Raw genomic sequence first — 15,047 nt, forward strand, 5'->3', positions numbered from 1 at the left:
TCGCACGTGACGCGACGCGCACGTGTTGATGCTGAACTCGTCCGGCGGGGGCTCGCCCGGTCTCGTCAACAGGCTGCCGAACTGATCGAGGCCGGCCGCGTGACGATCGACGGTATGCGGGCGTCGAAAGCCTCGACCGCGGTCACGCCCGCGGCCAATCTCCTGGTCGCCGAATCTGCCGAACGCAGTTGGGTGTCCCGCGGTGCCCACAAGCTGATCGGTGCCCTCGATGCGTTCGGCGTTTCGCCGCAGGGACGGCGCTGCCTGGACGCCGGGGCCTCTACCGGGGGTTTCACCGAGGTGCTGCTCGACCGTGGCGCGCGTGAGATCGTCGCCGCCGACGTCGGGTATGGCCAGTTGGCCTGGTCATTGCGGTCCGATGATCGCGTCATCGTCATGGAGCGGACGAACGTGCGGGAGCTGACGGCCGAGGCCATCGGCGGCCCGGTCGACCTGGTGGTGGCCGATCTGTCGTTCATCTCTCTGGACACCGTCCTACCGGCACTGACCGCATGTGCGTCGGCCCAAGCCGATATCGTTCCCATGGTGAAGCCGCAGTTCGAGGTGGGCAAGGATCGAGTCGGAGCCGGTGGTGTGGTTTCCGACCCGGAATTGCGCGCCGATGCGGTGTTGACGGTGGCGCGGCGGGCCGCTGAACTCGGCTGGCACGCAGTCGACGTGACGGCCAGCCCGCTGCCTGGCCCGTCCGGCAACGTGGAGTTCTTCCTGCGACTGCGGGCCACCACTGATCAACCGCTCGCGGGTGACGCTCTGGTCGCCGCCGTCGGCCGCGCCGTAGCCGAGGGGCCGCAGTGACGCGCGAACGAACTGTCCTGCTGGTGATCCACACCGGGCGCGACGAAGCCACGGACACCGCAACCCGCGTGGAAAAGGTACTGGGCGACAACGGAATCGGATTGCGCGTGCTCGCAGCCGAGGCCGTCGATCGGGGTGCCCTGCACCTGGCGCCGGACCACATGCGGGAACTCGGTGTGGACATCACGGTCGTCGATCCTGACCAGCACGCGGCCGAGGGCTGCGAACTGGTCCTGGTGCTCGGCGGCGACGGCACTTTCCTGCGGGCCGCGGAACTGGCCCGCAATGCCGAAATCCCGGTGGTCGGGGTGAACCTGGGACACATCGGTTTCCTGGCGGAAGCCGAGGCCGAGGCCATCGACCACGTCCTCGAGCGCATCATCGACAAGGACTACCGCGTCGAAGAGCGGATGACGCTCGACATCGGGGTCCGCGTCGACGGCGAGATCGTGCAGCGCGGCTGGGCCCTCAACGAGGCCAGCCTGGAGAAGAGCAGCCGGTTCGGCGTGCTGAGTGTGGTGCTTGAGGTCGACGGCCGTCCGGTGTCGGCGTTCGGCTGCGACGGTGTGCTGGTCTCGGCCCCGACCGGGTCGACGGCGTATGCCTTCTCCGCCGGCGGCCCGATTCTGTGGCCGGACCTGGAAGCAATCCTGGTGGTACCCAACAACGCTCACGCGTTGTTCGCCCGTCCGATGGTGACCAGCCCGGACGCTGCGATCGCGATCGAGGTCGAATCAGGCAACAATGACGCCATGGTGTTCTGCGACGGCCGTCGCCAGATGGTGGTCCCAGCCGGCGGCCGGCTGGAGGTCACCCGGTGTCACACCTCCCTGAAATGGGTTCGTCTCGACAGCGCCCCGTTCTCTGATCGTTTGGTGCGCAAATTCCGGTTGCCGGTGAAAGGGTGGCGCGGCCAGTAATGCTGACCGAGATTCGCATCGAGGCGCTGGGCGCCATCAGTGCGGCCACTGCCGAATTCGGGCGTGGCCTGACTGTGCTGACCGGGGAAACCGGTACTGGCAAGACCATGGTCGTGACGAGCCTGCATCTGCTGGGCGGTGCACGGGCCGATGCCAGCCGGGTGCGCTCGGGCTCCGCCCGCGCGGTGGTCGAAGGCCGTTTCACCACAACAGAACTCGGCAACGGCGTCTCCGAGCGGGTCGACGGCATCTTGGAAGCCTCGGGCGCAGACCGGGACGACGACGGCAGCGTCATCGCCGCGCGGTCCGTGAGCAAGGATGGGCCGTCGCGCGCCTTCCTGGGCGGCCGCAGTGTGCCGGCGAAGTCGCTGGCGACGTTCACCACAGAACTGCTCGCCCTGCACGGACAGAACGATCAGCTGCGCCTGATGCGCCCCGACGAGCAGCGCGGCGCGCTGGACCGCTACGTCGACGTGACCGGGCTGCTGGCCAAGTACCGCAAGCTGCGTGACGAATGGCTCACGGCACGTAGAGATTTGATCGACCGGCGTAACCGGGCGCGGGACCTCGCGTTGGAAGCCGACCGGCTGCAGTTCGGGCTGGGGGAGATCGACGCCGTTGCGCCGGAAGCGGGCGAGGACGACGCGCTGGTGGCTGATATCCGCCGGTTGTCCGAACTGGATGCGCTGCGCGACGCGGCGCAGACCGCTCGCGCGGCACTGTCCGGGGAACTCGGTGACGGCCCTTCGGACGACGCCACCTCCGCGCTGGATGCTGCCGCGCAGGCCAAGTCGGCGTTGTCGGCGACGGACGACTCGGTGCTGCGTGCCCTCGGCGACCGGCTGAGTGAGGCGCTTGCGGTGATCGGCGACGTGTCTGGTGAACTCGGTGACTACCTGTCCGAGTTGCCCAGTGACGCAAGCACTTTGGAGTCCAAGCTGGCCCGCCAGGCCGAGCTGCGCAACCTCACCCGCAAGTACGCCGCCGATATCGACGGGGTGCTGCAGTGGGCTGCCGACGCCCGGCAGCGGCTGTCGCAGCTCGACGTCTCCGAAGAGGCCCTGGCCGAACTGCAGAAGCAGGTCGACGAACGGCACGACAAGGTCGTGCTGGCCGCAGCCGAGGTCACCAAGGCGCGCACGAAGGCGTCGAAGTCCCTGGCCAAGGCGGTGACCACCGAGCTGGCGGGGCTGGCGATGGGCGGCGCGGGCTTCAGCATCGCGGTCTCGCCACTAGAAGCGCGTGCCGACGACAGCGCACCGCTTACCTTGCCGGACGGCACCGCGGTGCACGCCGGCCATGACGGTGTCGACGCCGTCGAGTTCGGTTTCACGCCGCACAGCGGTTCGGATGTGTTGCCGCTGGCCAAGAGCGCCTCGGGCGGTGAATTGTCCCGCGTGATGCTGGCGCTCGAAGTGGTGCTGTCCGCGTCGGCAGAGGGCACCACCATGGTGTTCGACGAAGTCGACGCCGGTGTCGGTGGCCGGGCCGCGGTGCAGATCGGTAAGCGGCTGGCCCGGCTGGCCCGCACCCACCAGGTCATCGTGGTGACGCACCTGCCGCAGGTCGCCGCCTACGGTGACGTGCACTTGGTGGTGGAGAGCGGCCCGAAGTCGAGCCGCGTTGTCCGGCTGGAGGACGACGACCGGGTCGCCGAGTTGGCCCGCATGCTGGCCGGACTCGGCGACACCGACAGCGGTCGCGCGCACGCCCGCGAACTGCTGGCGGCGGCGCAGCAGGAGCATGCCGCGCCCTGACTAGTCAGGGTTCGCGGGTGACAGCTCTGCCTGGCCCCACCGCAGTGGGCTGACGTCGGTCAGCTCGATCACCTCGTCGACGGTGAATTCCACCGAACATTGGGAGCCCGCGACGCCGCCGTCCCACACGATCTCGGCGGTGCCGGTGAGCTGGAGGGTGGTCCCGGTCTCCCAGTCCGGGATCAGCAATCCGCAGCGTGGGTTGGCGCTGATGTTGCCCAGCGTCATGAACATCGAGTTCCCGCGATAGTCCGGCCACCGCAGCCGGTTCGGCGAAAGCACTTGCAGGAAGCCGGGATTGCCGCCGCGGTGCGAGGCATCGGCGTTCCGCTCCCGATCGGCCGATCCGATGAAGAACGTGTCGGCGCGCGCGACGATCTGCTGTGTCCGGGCGTCGAGCACGTCAGCGCGGCGAACGACCGCGGGAGATGCCACGTCCGCCACATCGTCTATGTGCCTGCGCGAGATGTACTTCGGGCAGTTCGAGTACACCTGGTCGGGCCGGATACGCAGTCCGGCCTCCGCCGGTTGGACGCTGCCGTTCACCCGCATGCGGCGTCGGGTCTGCGGTTCGATCGCGATCATGCCGACCTGCCGGCCCGGCCGGCGGAGAACATCGTGGAGCGGGTCGCCCGGGACGGGAAGGGCGTCGACCCTGATGGTCTGGTCGTCTTCGGCGTGCACGAAGCCGGTGGGGCCGGTGACCAGGCTGGCCCACACCCGTCCCGCGTCGTCGGTCGCGGCGAGCACGATCATCGGCTGCTCGGCCAGGAAGGCCGCCGCGGCGGCCGGAATCTCCGTACGGATCATCCGGCCGACGCGGGTAGCGATCTCCGCCTGCCCCATGCGCTGTTGCACTGCCAGCTCACCGGCGTGGTAGGTATTCATGGCACGGCTCAGAAGAATCCGCAGGTGGGGGCGGCGCCGCTCGGTGCCGGTGCGGCCTGTGCGCCATTCGGTGCGTAGATCTCCAGCCGGATGCCGTCGGGGTCGGTGAAGAAGATGCCGCCTGAGGCCGCGCCTTCGCCGTGCGCCACGACGCCGTCATGGGCGAACGTCACACCCAGCTCCTTGAGTGCGGCCTCCACGGTCTGCACCTGCTCGATGGTGTCGACCTGGAATGACAGGTGGTGCAGGCCCGGGCTGCGGGTGGAGAACGCGCCGTCGCTCTGCTGCCACAAGGTCAGCCGCAGGGTGCCCTCGGAACCCAGGAAGGCGAAGCGGTGCTCGCCTTCGTCGCTGATGCCCAGCTGTTCGAAACCCAAAGCGCGGCGGTAGAAGTCGACGGATCGGGACAGGTCGGTGACGTTGAGTCCGACGTGTCCGGGGGCGAGCTTGGGTGTGATGGCGGTGGTCATCGGTTCCTCCGTTGTAACTAGTTAACTGACATTTGAAGGTTAGAATCGGTAGCGCAACGTGTCAACCATCAAAATTGAGATAGATGGTTAGTGGACCGTCGGGAGGCTGTCGATGCAGGAGAGGCGGTTAATCTCAGCTATGCGTGATCCGCGCCCGCATGTCGGCGAACCCCTCGCGCTGGACCTGCTCAACACCCGGTGGATGTCGGCGGACGGGCCGCAGGATCTCCTGACCGACGTGGCAGGGCTCCGATGTTGGCTGGTCGCCAACGATCTCGACGACCGGTGCAGCGCTGACGAGAAAACCCGGACGGCATTGGTGCGCGCCCGCGAGGCGATCCTGCAAGTGGTCTCGGAACGTTCCAGCGGTTCGATCGATCAGCTCAATGCGGTTCTGGACCACGGTCGCATCCGGCGGACCCTCGCCGACTCCGGGCCGCACGACGACGTGGAGGTGCCGCGACCTGAATGGCTGCCCGGCTGGCTCGCCGCGGACAACCTGCTGCAACTGCTGGCCGAATCGGCCGGCCGGATCAAGCAGTGCGCGCACCCGCACTGCGTCCTGTGGTTCTACGACACGTCGAAGAACGGCACCCGGCGCTGGCACTCGATGACGACCTGTGGCAACCGCGCCAAGGCTGCTCGGCACTACGCGGCGAAGCGAGATTGAGACCGATTGGCTGTTACAGATGTGACAAAAGAAAACTTCTGAGGCTGATGTTACGGCGCGCCTCCACCTCTACTTGAGGGTTCATCGCCAGAATCGACGCATGAAGATGGCAGCGCTGCTCACCCGAAATGCCGGACCGAAGCCGGGCGTGACTGGAACCGCCCGCGTTGACCGCGACATCGACCGACTGCTGCGCCGCGTCGGTCCGGGGGACATCGTCATTCTCGATGCACTGGACCTCGACCGCATCACCGCCGACGCGCTGGTGGAGGCCGAGGTCGCCGCGGTGGTGAACGCATCGTCGTCCATCTCCGGCCGCTACCCGAACCTGGGCCCGGAAGTGCTTGTCGCCAACGGAGTTACGTTGATCGACGAGACCGGCCCCGATGTCTTCAAGAAGGTCAAGGACGGCGCCAAGGTGCGGCTGCACAACGGCGGCATCTACAACGGCGACCGTCGCCTGGTCCTCGGCAACGAGCGCAGCGACGAGCAGATCCACGAGATGATGCACGAGGCCAAGAGCGGTCTCGTCGCGCACCTGGAGGCGTTCGCCGGCAACACCATCGAGTTCATCCGCAGTGAGAGCCCGCTGCTGATCGACGGCATGGGCATCCCGGACATCGACGTCGACGTGGCTCGTCGGCACGTCGTGGTCGTGACCGACGACCCCAGTGCCGAAGCCGACCTGAAGGCCATCAAGCCGTTCATCAAGGAGTACCAGCCGGTGCTCGTCGGCGTGGGGGGCGGCGCGGACGTACTGCGCAAGGCCGGCTACCGGCCCGCGCTGATCGTCGGCGACCCCGAGGAGATGAGCGCCGACGTATTGCGCTCCGGCGCCCAGGTGGTGCTGCCGGCCGACGCCGACGGTCACGCCAAAGGCCTTGAGCGCATTCAGGATCTGGGCGTCGGTGCCATGACCTTCCCGGCCGCCGGCTCGGCTGCGGACCTGGCGCTGCTGCTCGTCGATCACCACGGTGCCGCGCTGATCGTCACCGCCGGCCACCGCGCCAACATCGAAGAGTTCTTCGACCGCACCCGGCAGTCGAGCACACCGTCGACGTTCCTGACCCGCCTGAAGGTGGGGGAGAAGCTGGTCGACGCGAAAGCCGTTGCGACGCTGTACCGCAGTCGGGTCTCCGGTGGCGCCATCGCGCTGCTGGTGCTGGCGATGCTGGTGGCCGTCATCGTCGCGCTGTACGTCGCGCGCGCGGACGCCACCGTCTTGCACCTGGTGACCGACTACTGGAACCGCTTCCTGCTGTGGGCCCAGGGTCTGGTGAGCTAGCCGCACGATGATTTCCCTACGCTCGCATGCGATCTCACTGGCCGCGGTGTTCCTCGCGCTGGCCATCGGGGTGATGCTCGGTTCCGGCCTGTTGTCCAACACGTTGTTGTCGGGATTGCGTGACGACAAACACGAGTTGCAGAACCAGATCAACACCCTGACCGATGACAAGAACGCGCTGAACCAGAAGCTCAGTGCGGCAGGCGAGTTCGATGCCCAGATGTCGCCGCGGATGGTGCGCGACGCGTTGGCGGGGAAGTTGGTCGTGGTGTTCCGTACCCCGGACGCCGTCACGGACGACGTCGATGCGGCCACGAAACTGATTGCGGCCGCAGGTGGTTCGGTCACCGGGACCGTCGCGCTGACTCAGCAGTTCGTGGACGCCAACGCCTCGGAGAAGCTGCTGTCGGTGGTGAACTCGCCGATCGTGCCGGCCGGGCGTCAGCTCAGCACCCGGACCATCGACCAGGGCTCCCAGGCCGGCGACCTGCTCGGTATCACCCTGCTGCGGGACCGCAATCCGGCTGTGCTGCCTGTCGACGACATGCAGCGCGACACCGTGCTGGCCACGCTGCGCGACACCGGGTTCATCACCTACGGCAACCAGCGCATCGGGGTCGCCGACAGCGCGCTGATCGTCACCGGCGGTGCCCTGGGCGACGACGCCGGTAACCGCGGGGCCACAGTGGCCCGACTGGCCTCGGGCTTGGCGCCGCACGGTGCGGGCACGCTGGTGGCAGGCCGGGACGGCTGCGCCTCGGGCACCGCGGCGGTCGCGGTCGTGCGCTCCGACGCCGGACTGTCCGGCGCGGTCGGCACCGTCGACGACATCAACAGCCAGGCCGGCCGCATCACCGCCGTCCTGGCGCTGCAGCAACTCATCTCCGGCGGTCATCCGGCGCAGCTCGGCATCGGTCGCGGTGCCAGCTCGGTGACCGTCCTGCAATAACCCGCCGGCCGTGGCGACCATCACCGGCGCGTCAGCTTCGGCTCGCGCCGGTCGGTGATAGGGTGAAATTCCGTGGGTCGGCAGGCCCCCAGGTAGCTCGACCGCTACCGTGCCCCATCACCACGGAGGTCATTCTTGGCATCGCTACGCAGGCACCCACAGGCCGCGACGAAGCATATTTTTGTCAGCGGCGGGGTCGCTTCCTCGCTCGGTAAGGGTCTGACCGCCAGCAGTCTTGGCCAATTGCTCACCGCGCGTGGTCTGCACGTGACGATGCAGAAGCTGGACCCGTACCTCAACGTCGATCCCGGCACCATGAACCCGTTCCAGCACGGCGAGGTGTTCGTCACCGAGGACGGCGCCGAGACCGACCTGGACATCGGCCACTACGAGCGCTTCCTGGACCGCAACCTGTCGCGCTCGGCCAACGTCACCACCGGCCAGGTGTACTCCGAGGTCATCGCCAAAGAGCGCCGCGGCGACTACCTCGGCGACACCGTCCAGGTGATCCCGCACATCACCGACGAGATCAAGAGCCGCATCCTCGAGATGGCGCTGCCCGATGCCAAGGGCAAGCGCCCCGACGTGGTCATCACCGAAATCGGTGGCACGGTGGGCGATATCGAGTCGCAGCCGTTCCTCGAGGCGGCCCGCCAGGTCCGCCACGACGTCGGCCGGGAGAACGTCTTCTTCCTGCACGTGTCGCTGGTGCCGTACCTGGCGCCGTCGGGCGAGCTGAAGACCAAGCCCACCCAGCACTCGGTGGCCGCGCTGCGCAGCATCGGTATCACCCCGGACGCGCTGATCCTGCGCTGCGACCGCGACGTGCCGGAGCCGCTGAAGAACAAGATCGCGCTGATGTGCGACGTGGACATCGACGGCGTCATCTCGACGCCGGATGCTCCGTCCATCTACGACATCCCGAAGGTGCTGCACCGCGAAGAGCTGGACGCCTACGTGGTGCGCCGGCTCAACCTGCCGTTCCGCGACGTGGACTGGTCCGAGTGGGACGACCTCCTGCGCCGGGTGCACGAGCCCAAGGAGACGGTGCGAATCGCCTTGGTGGGCAAGTACATCGACTTGTCCGACGCCTACCTGTCGGTGGCCGAGGCGCTGCGCGCCGGTGGGTTCGCCCACCACTCGAAGGTCGAGATCCGCTGGGTCGCCTCCGATGACTGCGAGACCGATCAGGGTGCGGCTGCCGCGCTCGGCGACGTGCACGGCGTCCTGATCCCCGGCGGCTTCGGCATCCGCGGCATCGAGGGCAAGCTCGGCGCGATCAGCTATGCCCGTCGCCAGCGGCTGCCGCTGCTGGGCCTGTGCCTCGGGTTGCAGTGCATCGTCATCGAAGCCGCCCGGTCCGTGGGCATCAGCGGCGCCAACTCGGCGGAGTTCGACGAGCACACGCCGGACCCGGTGATCGCCACCATGGCCGACCAGCGCGACGCGGTGGCCGGCGAGGCCGACCTCGGTGGCACCATGCGCCTCGGTGCCTACCCGGCCGTGCTGCAGGCGGATTCGATCGTGGCCCAGGCGTACGACGCCACCGAGGTGTCCGAACGCCACCGGCACCGCTACGAGGTGAACAACGCCTACCGCGACCGCATCTCCGAGAGCGGGCTGAAGTTCTCCGGCACCTCGCCGGACGGGCAGCTGGTCGAGTTCGTCGAGTACGACGCCAACCTGCACCCGTTCCTGGTCGGCACGCAGGCGCACCCGGAGCTCAAGAGCCGCCCGACGCGTCCGCATCCGCTGTTCTCCGCGTTCGTCGGGGCGTCGCTGGACTACAAGGCCGCCGAACGGCTGCCACTGGAAGAGGCCGACTCCGAGGTGCACGGCAACGGATCACAAATCGGCGACGCGGACGACCAACCCGGACAGGATGCCGAGCAGCTGCAAGAATCCCGTGGCTGAACACGATTTCGCCACGCTTTCGAGCGAAACTGTTTACGTAGGAAAGATTTTCGCGCTGCGGGCCGACGAGGTCGCGATGCCCGGTGGTGGCTCGGCGCGCCGTGAGGTGGTCGAGCACTACGGGGCCGTCGCGATCGTCGCGCTCGACGGGGACGGGAACCTGGTACTGGTGTACCAGTACCGGCATCCGATCGGTCGGCGGCTGTGGGAGCTGCCCGCCGGGCTGCTGGACATGGGCGACGAGCCGCCGCACCTCACCGCGGCACGCGAACTCGAAGAGGAAACCGGGCTGGCCGCCGAACGCTGGCAGCCGCTGATCGACGTCGACTCGGCGCCCGGATTCAGCGACGAGAGTGTGCGCATCTTCCTGGCGACCGGGCTGACCGAGATCGGCCGTCCGGACGCGCGCGACGAAGAAGCCGACCTGGTGGTCAAACGGGTTCCACTGGCCGATGCGGTGCAGATGGTGTTCGACGGCGAGATCGTCAATGCCCTTGCGGTGGCCGGGATTCTGGCCGCCGCACACCGGCCGGCCGAGCTGCGCCCGCTCGACGCGCCCTGGATCGACCGGCCGACCGCGCTGCGCACCCGGCGGGATCAGGACTGATGACGCCGGCGGTCTCGGCGTCCATGGGGGTCCGTTCGCGACTGGAACAGCAGGTCCAGGGCTACCTGAACCACCTCAGCATCGAGCGGGGCGTTGCGGCCAACACGCTGAGTTCCTACCGCCGTGACATCCGGCGGTACACCGCGCACCTGGCCGGCCGTGGCATCGACGATCTGGGCGCGGTCACCGAGACCGACGTCAGCGAGTTCCTGGTTGCGCTGAGGCAGGGCGATCCGGAGAACGGCGTCGTCGCGTTGTCGTCGGTCTCTGCCGCGCGGGCCGTCATCGCGGTGCGCGGGCTGCACAAGTTCGCCGCCGCCGAAGGCCTCACCGACATCGACGTCGCGCGCGGCGTGAAGCCGCCGACACCGGGCCGCCGACTGCCCAAGAGCCTCAGCTACGACGACGTGCTGGCCCTGCTGGACGGTGCCGGCGGTGACAGCGACGCCGACAACCCGCTGACACTGCGCAACCGCGCGCTGCTGGAACTGCTGTATTCGACCGGAGCGCGCATCTCCGAGGCGGTCGGCCTCGATCGCGACGACGTCGACACCGAGTCCCGGTCGGTGATGCTGCACGGTAAGGGCGGCAAACAGCGGCTGGTGCCGATCGGCCGCCCCGCCGTCACCGCGCTGGACGCCTACCTGGTGCGGGGCCGTCCCGACCTGGCGCGCCGCGGCAAGGGCACACCGGCCATCTTCCTCAACGCGCGCGGCGGCCGATTGTCCCGGCAGAGCGCCTGGCAGGTGCTGCAGGATTCGGCCGAGCGGGCCGGCATCACCGCGGCGGTCTCGCCACACACGCTGCGTCACTCGTTCGCCACGCACCTGCTCGAAGGTGGCGCCGACGTGCGCGTCGTACAGGAGTTGCTCGGCCATGCGTCGGTCACCACGACGCAGATCTACACGCTGGTGACGGTCAGCGCGCTGCGCGAGGTGTGGGCAGGGGCGCACCCGCGCGCCAGATAAGGATGACGATCGGCCGGCGTTAGCATCCGGTGATGGCCTTCTACGAGATCATCGAGACGACCGGCAAGGTGATCGACGCTGTCGGTGTCGCGGTGATCGTGGGTGGTGCCGTCATCGCTTTGGCGGCATTGGTCGGTCGTCTGCGCGGCCCCGAGGGCGGCGCCTACGACGCATTCCGCAGGCAGCTCGGCCGCTCGATCCTGCTCGGGCTCGAATTCCTGGTCGCGGCCGACATCATCCGGACGGTGGCCGTCACCCCGACCGCGCAGAGCGTCGCGGTACTGGCCGGCATCGTCGCCATCCGAACCTTCCTGAGCTTCTCGCTGCAGGTCGAGATGACCGGCTCGTGGCCGTGGCAGCGTCCGGCCCGGCCGGCGGACGTTAGTCAGCCCAAGTAGTCCGATTCGAGCACCAGGTCGGTCAGCAGGTTCTGGTACTCGACATGGGTCGAGTGCTCCACGGTGTTCCAGGTCTTGCCCTGCTGCTCTTTCATGTAAGCCCGGTACTTGGGCGCGCCGGGCACCTTCACGTTGTCGGCGACCGCGATGGCGCCGCGACGCAGCCAGCCGCGCTTCATGACCGACTCGAGATCGTCGAGGTAGACGTCCTTGTTGTGGTCGATGAACATGAAATCGAGATTGCCCGGCCCGAACCCGTAACCGGCCAGCTTGTCCAGGGTGGCGCCGTCGTCGCCGATGGTGCCGACCACGCAGGTGATCCGGTCGGCGACGCCGGCGTGGGTCCAGATGCGGCGAGCCACCTCGGCGTTGTCGGCCGACAGTTCGACCGTGAAGATGTGCGCGTCCGGGGCCGTGCGGGCCATCAGCAGCGCGCTGTAGCCACAGTAGGTGCCCAGCTCCAGGATCCGCTCGGGGTTGGCACGGGTCACCGCGGATGCCAGGAGTTGTCCTTTTTCGTCGCCGACATTGACCAGCATCGACTGCTCTCGGGCGAACTTGTCGATGGTCGCGAGGACGTCATCGACGTCGCCGGGGCGGGCATTTGCTTCCACGTAGGCCGCCGCAGCGGCCTCCCGGCCGTCGCCGAATTGTCCTGTCTGGATGAACTTGCGCATCCCCAGCGCCATCTGCACGAACGACCACCGCTGCTTCCAGCTCATAGTTGACACATTAGGACAGCGGGTCTGCCGTCGTCAGCGGCGTGGCACCGTTAAACTTGCCCGGATGTTCGCTATGGGAGTCACGCCGCTGATCGGCGACGCATGACCGATGTCCCAACAGGCTTGGGGGGTCTGAGCCCGATGGAACCGGTTTCGTTGTCGCTTGATGTCGATGGCTCGGCCACGCCCGCAGATCCAGAACCCGCGATCGGTCTGACCGGACGGCCCGCGCGATACATCCCGGAGCCCAAACCCAAGAGCGTGCACGGCCCGGCCAAGGTCATCGCGATGTGCAACCAGAAGGGCGGCGTCGGCAAGACCACGTCGACCATCAATCTGGGTGCCAGCCTGGCCGAATACGGCCGCCGGGTGCTGCTGGTCGACCTCGATCCGCAGGGCGCGCTGTCCGCTGGTCTCGGTGTCCCGCACTACGAGCTCGAGCACACCGTGCACAACCTGCTCATCGAACCGCGGGTGTCGATCGACGACGTGCTGATCAACACCCGGGTCAAGGGCCTGGACCTGGTGCCCAGCAATATCGATCTGTCCGCCGCCGAGATTCAGCTGGTCAACGAGGTCGGCCGCGAGCAGACGCTGTCCCGCGCGCTGTATCCCGTACTGGACCGCTACGACTACGTGCTGATCGACTGCCAGCCGTCCCTCGGACTGCTCACCGTCAACGGCCTGGCCTGCGCCGACGGGGTCATCATCCCGACCGAATGCGAATTCTTCTCGCTGCGCGGCCTGGCGTTGCTGACCGACACCGTCGACAAGGTCCGCGACCGGCTGAACCCCAAACTCGATATCAGCGGCATCCTGATCACCCGGTACGACAACCGCACCGTCAACGCGCGTGAGGTCATGGCCCGGGTCGTGGAGCGCTTCGGCGATCTCGTGTTCGACACCGTCATCAGCCGGACCGTGCGCTTCCCGGAGACCAGCGTCGCCGGTGAACCGATCACCACGTGGGCCCCGAAATCCGGTGGTGCCCAGGCGTACCGGGCATTGGCGTCTGAGGTCATCGACCGGTTCGGCGCGTGATTTCGGACGTCGACGTCTCTGATGTGGCCGGGGACGCGGCGCCGGCGGATCCGGCGACCGATCAGCCGGAGGAGAAGAAGGTCGGATTCCAGGTCAAGCTCACCAACTTCGAGGGCCCGTTCGACCTGCTGCTGCAGCTGATCTTCGCGCACCGGTTGGACGTCACCGAAGTGGCGCTGCACCGGGTCACCGATGAGTTCATCGCGTACACCAAGGAGATCGGCAGCCAGCTGGAGCTGGACGAGACGACCGCGTTTCTGGTGGTCGCGGCGACGCTCCTGGATCTGAAGGCCGCCCGGCTGCTGCCCGCCGCCGAGGTCCACGACGAGGAAGACCTGGCGCTGCTGGAAGTCCGCGACCTGCTGTTCGCGCGGCTGCTGCAGTACCGCGCGTTCAAGCACGTCGCCTTGATGTTCGCCGAACTCGAAGCCGCGGCCATGCGCAGCTACCCGCGGGCGGTCACTCTCGAGGACCGGTTCACCGAGCTGCTGCCCGAGGTGATGCTGGGCGTCGACGCCGATCGGTTCGCGCAGATCGCGGCGACGGCGTTCACGCCGCGTCCGGTGCCGTCGTTGCGGGTCGATCACCTGCACGTGCAGGCGGTATCGGTACCCGAGCAGGCGATGAAACTCATGGGTCTGCTGCAGAATCGCGGCGTCGGGGAGTGGGCGTCGTTCACCGAACTGGTCGCCGACTGCGATGGCGGGATGGAGATCGTCGGGCGGTTCCTGGCGCTATTAGAGCTCTACCGTGCCAAGGCGGTAAACTTCGAGCAGATTGAACCGCTTGGAGTGCTGCAAGTTTCGTGGACCGGGGAGCGGCCGACGAACGAGCATCTGGCAGCGGCGGTGGAAGAAGACTCATGACAGACAACGACGCGGTGATTGCCGCGGATAGCAGCGTGGGCGAGGACGTCGACCCTGTCGCCGGTGTGACCGACGAAGTCGCCGGCACTGAAGGTGACGCACTCGACACCGCCGCTGACGATTCCAGCGCCGGGATCGACACCGAGATCACCGATGACGAACTGGGCTCGGCTCTGGAGGCCTTGCTTCTGGTGGTCGACACCCCGGCCCCGGTCGATTCTCTGGCGTCCGCACTGGACGAGCCGATCGAGCGGGTCGAGGGCAAGCTGCGCCGGATGGCCGCGGAGCTGGCCGAGCGCGGCAGCGGCATCGACCTGCGCGAAGCCGGCGGCGGCTGGCGGATGTACACCCGCGCCCGGTACGCGCCGTATGTCGAGCGACTGATTCTCGACGGCTCGCGGTCGAAGCTGACCCGAGCGGCGCTGGAGACGCTCGCGGTGGTGGCCTATCGGCAGCCGGTGACCCGCGCCCGGGTGAGTGCGGTGCGTGGCGTCAACGTCGACGCCGTGATGCGGACCCTCGCCGCCCGCGGGCTGATCATCGAAGCCGGCACCGATTCCGATAGCGGTGCAACAACTTTCGCAACCACGGAACTGTTCCTGGAGCGGCTCGGGCTGAACTCGCTGGCCGAGCTACCGGAACTCGCCCCGCTGTTGCCGGATGTCGACGTCATCGACGACATCACTGAAACCCTCTCCGAGGAGCCGCGTTTCGCCAAACTCGGCGGAACCCCTGCGCCGGCGGAGCCGGCCAAATTCGACGTAGATCGGGACTGA

The 15,047-nt window shown here is 67.7% G+C and carries 16 protein-coding genes; 13 read left to right on the plus strand and 3 right to left on the minus strand.

Annotated elements, in window-relative coordinates; all coding sequences use genetic code 11:
- Nucleotides 1–6: 6 nt before the first annotated feature.
- From ACNO8X_RS14400 to recN, 3 genes are read left to right on the plus strand one after another with little or no spacing between them, the layout of a single operon-like run.
- Entirely contained in the window at nucleotides 7–816 is an 810-nt protein-coding gene (locus ACNO8X_RS14400; RefSeq protein WP_418001534.1) for a TlyA family RNA methyltransferase, read from the plus strand.
- Nucleotides 813–1,736: an NAD kinase gene (locus ACNO8X_RS14405; RefSeq protein ID WP_133762795.1), complete on the plus strand. Its 924-nt coding sequence runs from the start codon at nucleotides 813–815 to the stop codon at nucleotides 1,734–1,736. Before ACNO8X_RS14400 ends, ACNO8X_RS14405 begins: the two co-directional genes overlap by 4 nt.
- On the plus strand, nucleotides 1,736–3,493 hold the full coding sequence (gene recN / locus ACNO8X_RS14410) for a DNA repair protein RecN (RefSeq protein ID WP_418005903.1): 1,758 nt from the start codon (nucleotides 1,736–1,738) through the stop codon (nucleotides 3,491–3,493). Before ACNO8X_RS14405 ends, recN begins: the two co-directional genes overlap by 1 nt.
- On the opposite strand, the gene ACNO8X_RS14415 is transcribed toward recN, so the two are convergent.
- Together ACNO8X_RS14415 and ACNO8X_RS14420 are read right to left on the minus strand one after the other, a co-directional pair.
- Nucleotides 3,494–4,381 carry a pyridoxamine 5'-phosphate oxidase family protein gene (locus tag ACNO8X_RS14415; protein ID WP_418001535.1) on the minus strand — a complete coding sequence of 296 codons (888 nt, stop codon included), beginning with the start codon at nucleotides 4,379–4,381 and terminating at the stop codon, nucleotides 3,494–3,496. It abuts the gene before it with no gap.
- Nucleotides 4,382–4,389: 8 nt separating this feature from the next.
- Nucleotides 4,390–4,851 carry a VOC family protein gene (locus tag ACNO8X_RS14420; RefSeq protein ID WP_133762793.1) on the minus strand — a complete coding sequence of 154 codons (462 nt, stop codon included), beginning with the start codon at nucleotides 4,849–4,851 and terminating at the stop codon, nucleotides 4,390–4,392.
- 139 nt (nucleotides 4,852–4,990) lie between these two features.
- On the opposite strand from ACNO8X_RS14420, the gene ACNO8X_RS14425 reads away from it, so the two are divergent.
- The 7 genes from ACNO8X_RS14425 to ACNO8X_RS14455 all read left to right on the plus strand — a co-directional run bounded on the left by ACNO8X_RS14425 (nucleotide 4,991) and on the right by ACNO8X_RS14455 (nucleotide 11,642).
- Nucleotides 4,991–5,521, plus strand: a complete 531-nt coding sequence (locus ACNO8X_RS14425; RefSeq protein ID WP_418001536.1) for a CGNR zinc finger domain-containing protein — start codon at nucleotides 4,991–4,993, stop codon at nucleotides 5,519–5,521.
- Between the two features lie 100 nt (nucleotides 5,522–5,621).
- The gene (steA, locus tag ACNO8X_RS14430; protein ID WP_418001537.1) at nucleotides 5,622–6,806 is read left to right on the plus strand and encodes a putative cytokinetic ring protein SteA; all 1,185 of its coding nucleotides are present in this window, start codon (nucleotides 5,622–5,624) and stop codon (nucleotides 6,804–6,806) included.
- A 7-nt stretch (nucleotides 6,807–6,813) separates the two neighbouring features.
- Complete coding sequence (locus ACNO8X_RS14435; RefSeq protein WP_418001538.1) at nucleotides 6,814–7,755, plus strand: copper transporter; 942 nt, start codon at nucleotides 6,814–6,816, stop codon at nucleotides 7,753–7,755.
- Between the two features lie 135 nt (nucleotides 7,756–7,890).
- The gene (locus ACNO8X_RS14440) at nucleotides 7,891–9,669 is read left to right on the plus strand and encodes a CTP synthase (RefSeq protein ID WP_418001539.1); all 1,779 of its coding nucleotides are present in this window, start codon (nucleotides 7,891–7,893) and stop codon (nucleotides 9,667–9,669) included.
- Nucleotides 9,662–10,276: an NUDIX domain-containing protein gene (locus ACNO8X_RS14445; protein WP_418001540.1), complete on the plus strand. Its 615-nt coding sequence runs from the start codon at nucleotides 9,662–9,664 to the stop codon at nucleotides 10,274–10,276. The genes ACNO8X_RS14440 and ACNO8X_RS14445 overlap by 8 nt, the downstream gene beginning before the upstream one ends.
- A gap of 23 nt (nucleotides 10,277–10,299) precedes the next feature.
- Nucleotides 10,300–11,244 carry a site-specific tyrosine recombinase XerD gene (gene xerD / locus ACNO8X_RS14450; RefSeq protein ID WP_418005904.1) on the plus strand — a complete coding sequence of 315 codons (945 nt, stop codon included), beginning with the start codon at nucleotides 10,300–10,302 and terminating at the stop codon, nucleotides 11,242–11,244.
- Nucleotides 11,245–11,276: 32 nt separating this feature from the next.
- Entirely contained in the window at nucleotides 11,277–11,642 is a 366-nt protein-coding gene (locus tag ACNO8X_RS14455; protein ID WP_418001541.1) for a DUF1622 domain-containing protein, read from the plus strand.
- On the opposite strand, the gene ACNO8X_RS14460 is transcribed toward ACNO8X_RS14455, so the two are convergent.
- Nucleotides 11,630–12,364: an O-methyltransferase gene (locus tag ACNO8X_RS14460; RefSeq protein WP_418001542.1), complete on the minus strand. Its 735-nt coding sequence runs from the start codon at nucleotides 12,362–12,364 to the stop codon at nucleotides 11,630–11,632. The two genes, ACNO8X_RS14455 and ACNO8X_RS14460, sit on opposite strands and share 13 nt — an antisense overlap.
- Nucleotides 12,365–12,505: 141 nt before the next feature.
- On the opposite strand from ACNO8X_RS14460, the gene ACNO8X_RS14465 reads away from it, so the two are divergent.
- The 3 genes from ACNO8X_RS14465 to scpB are packed head-to-tail and all read left to right on the plus strand — an operon-like array spanning nucleotide 12,506 to nucleotide 15,047.
- Nucleotides 12,506–13,405, plus strand: coding sequence for a ParA family protein (locus ACNO8X_RS14465; protein WP_043987837.1), 900 nt, complete (start codon nucleotides 12,506–12,508; stop codon nucleotides 13,403–13,405).
- 23 nt (nucleotides 13,406–13,428) lie between these two features.
- Complete coding sequence (locus tag ACNO8X_RS14470) at nucleotides 13,429–14,271, plus strand: segregation/condensation protein A (protein ID WP_418005905.1); 843 nt, start codon at nucleotides 13,429–13,431, stop codon at nucleotides 14,269–14,271.
- Nucleotides 14,268–15,047, plus strand: coding sequence for an SMC-Scp complex subunit ScpB (gene scpB, locus ACNO8X_RS14475; RefSeq protein WP_418001543.1), 780 nt, complete (start codon nucleotides 14,268–14,270; stop codon nucleotides 15,045–15,047). The genes ACNO8X_RS14470 and scpB overlap by 4 nt, the downstream gene beginning before the upstream one ends.

Source organism: Mycobacterium sp. PDNC021, from assembly GCF_048282635.1.
Taxonomy (GTDB): Bacteria; Actinomycetota; Actinomycetes; order Mycobacteriales; family Mycobacteriaceae; genus Mycobacterium; species Mycobacterium llatzerense.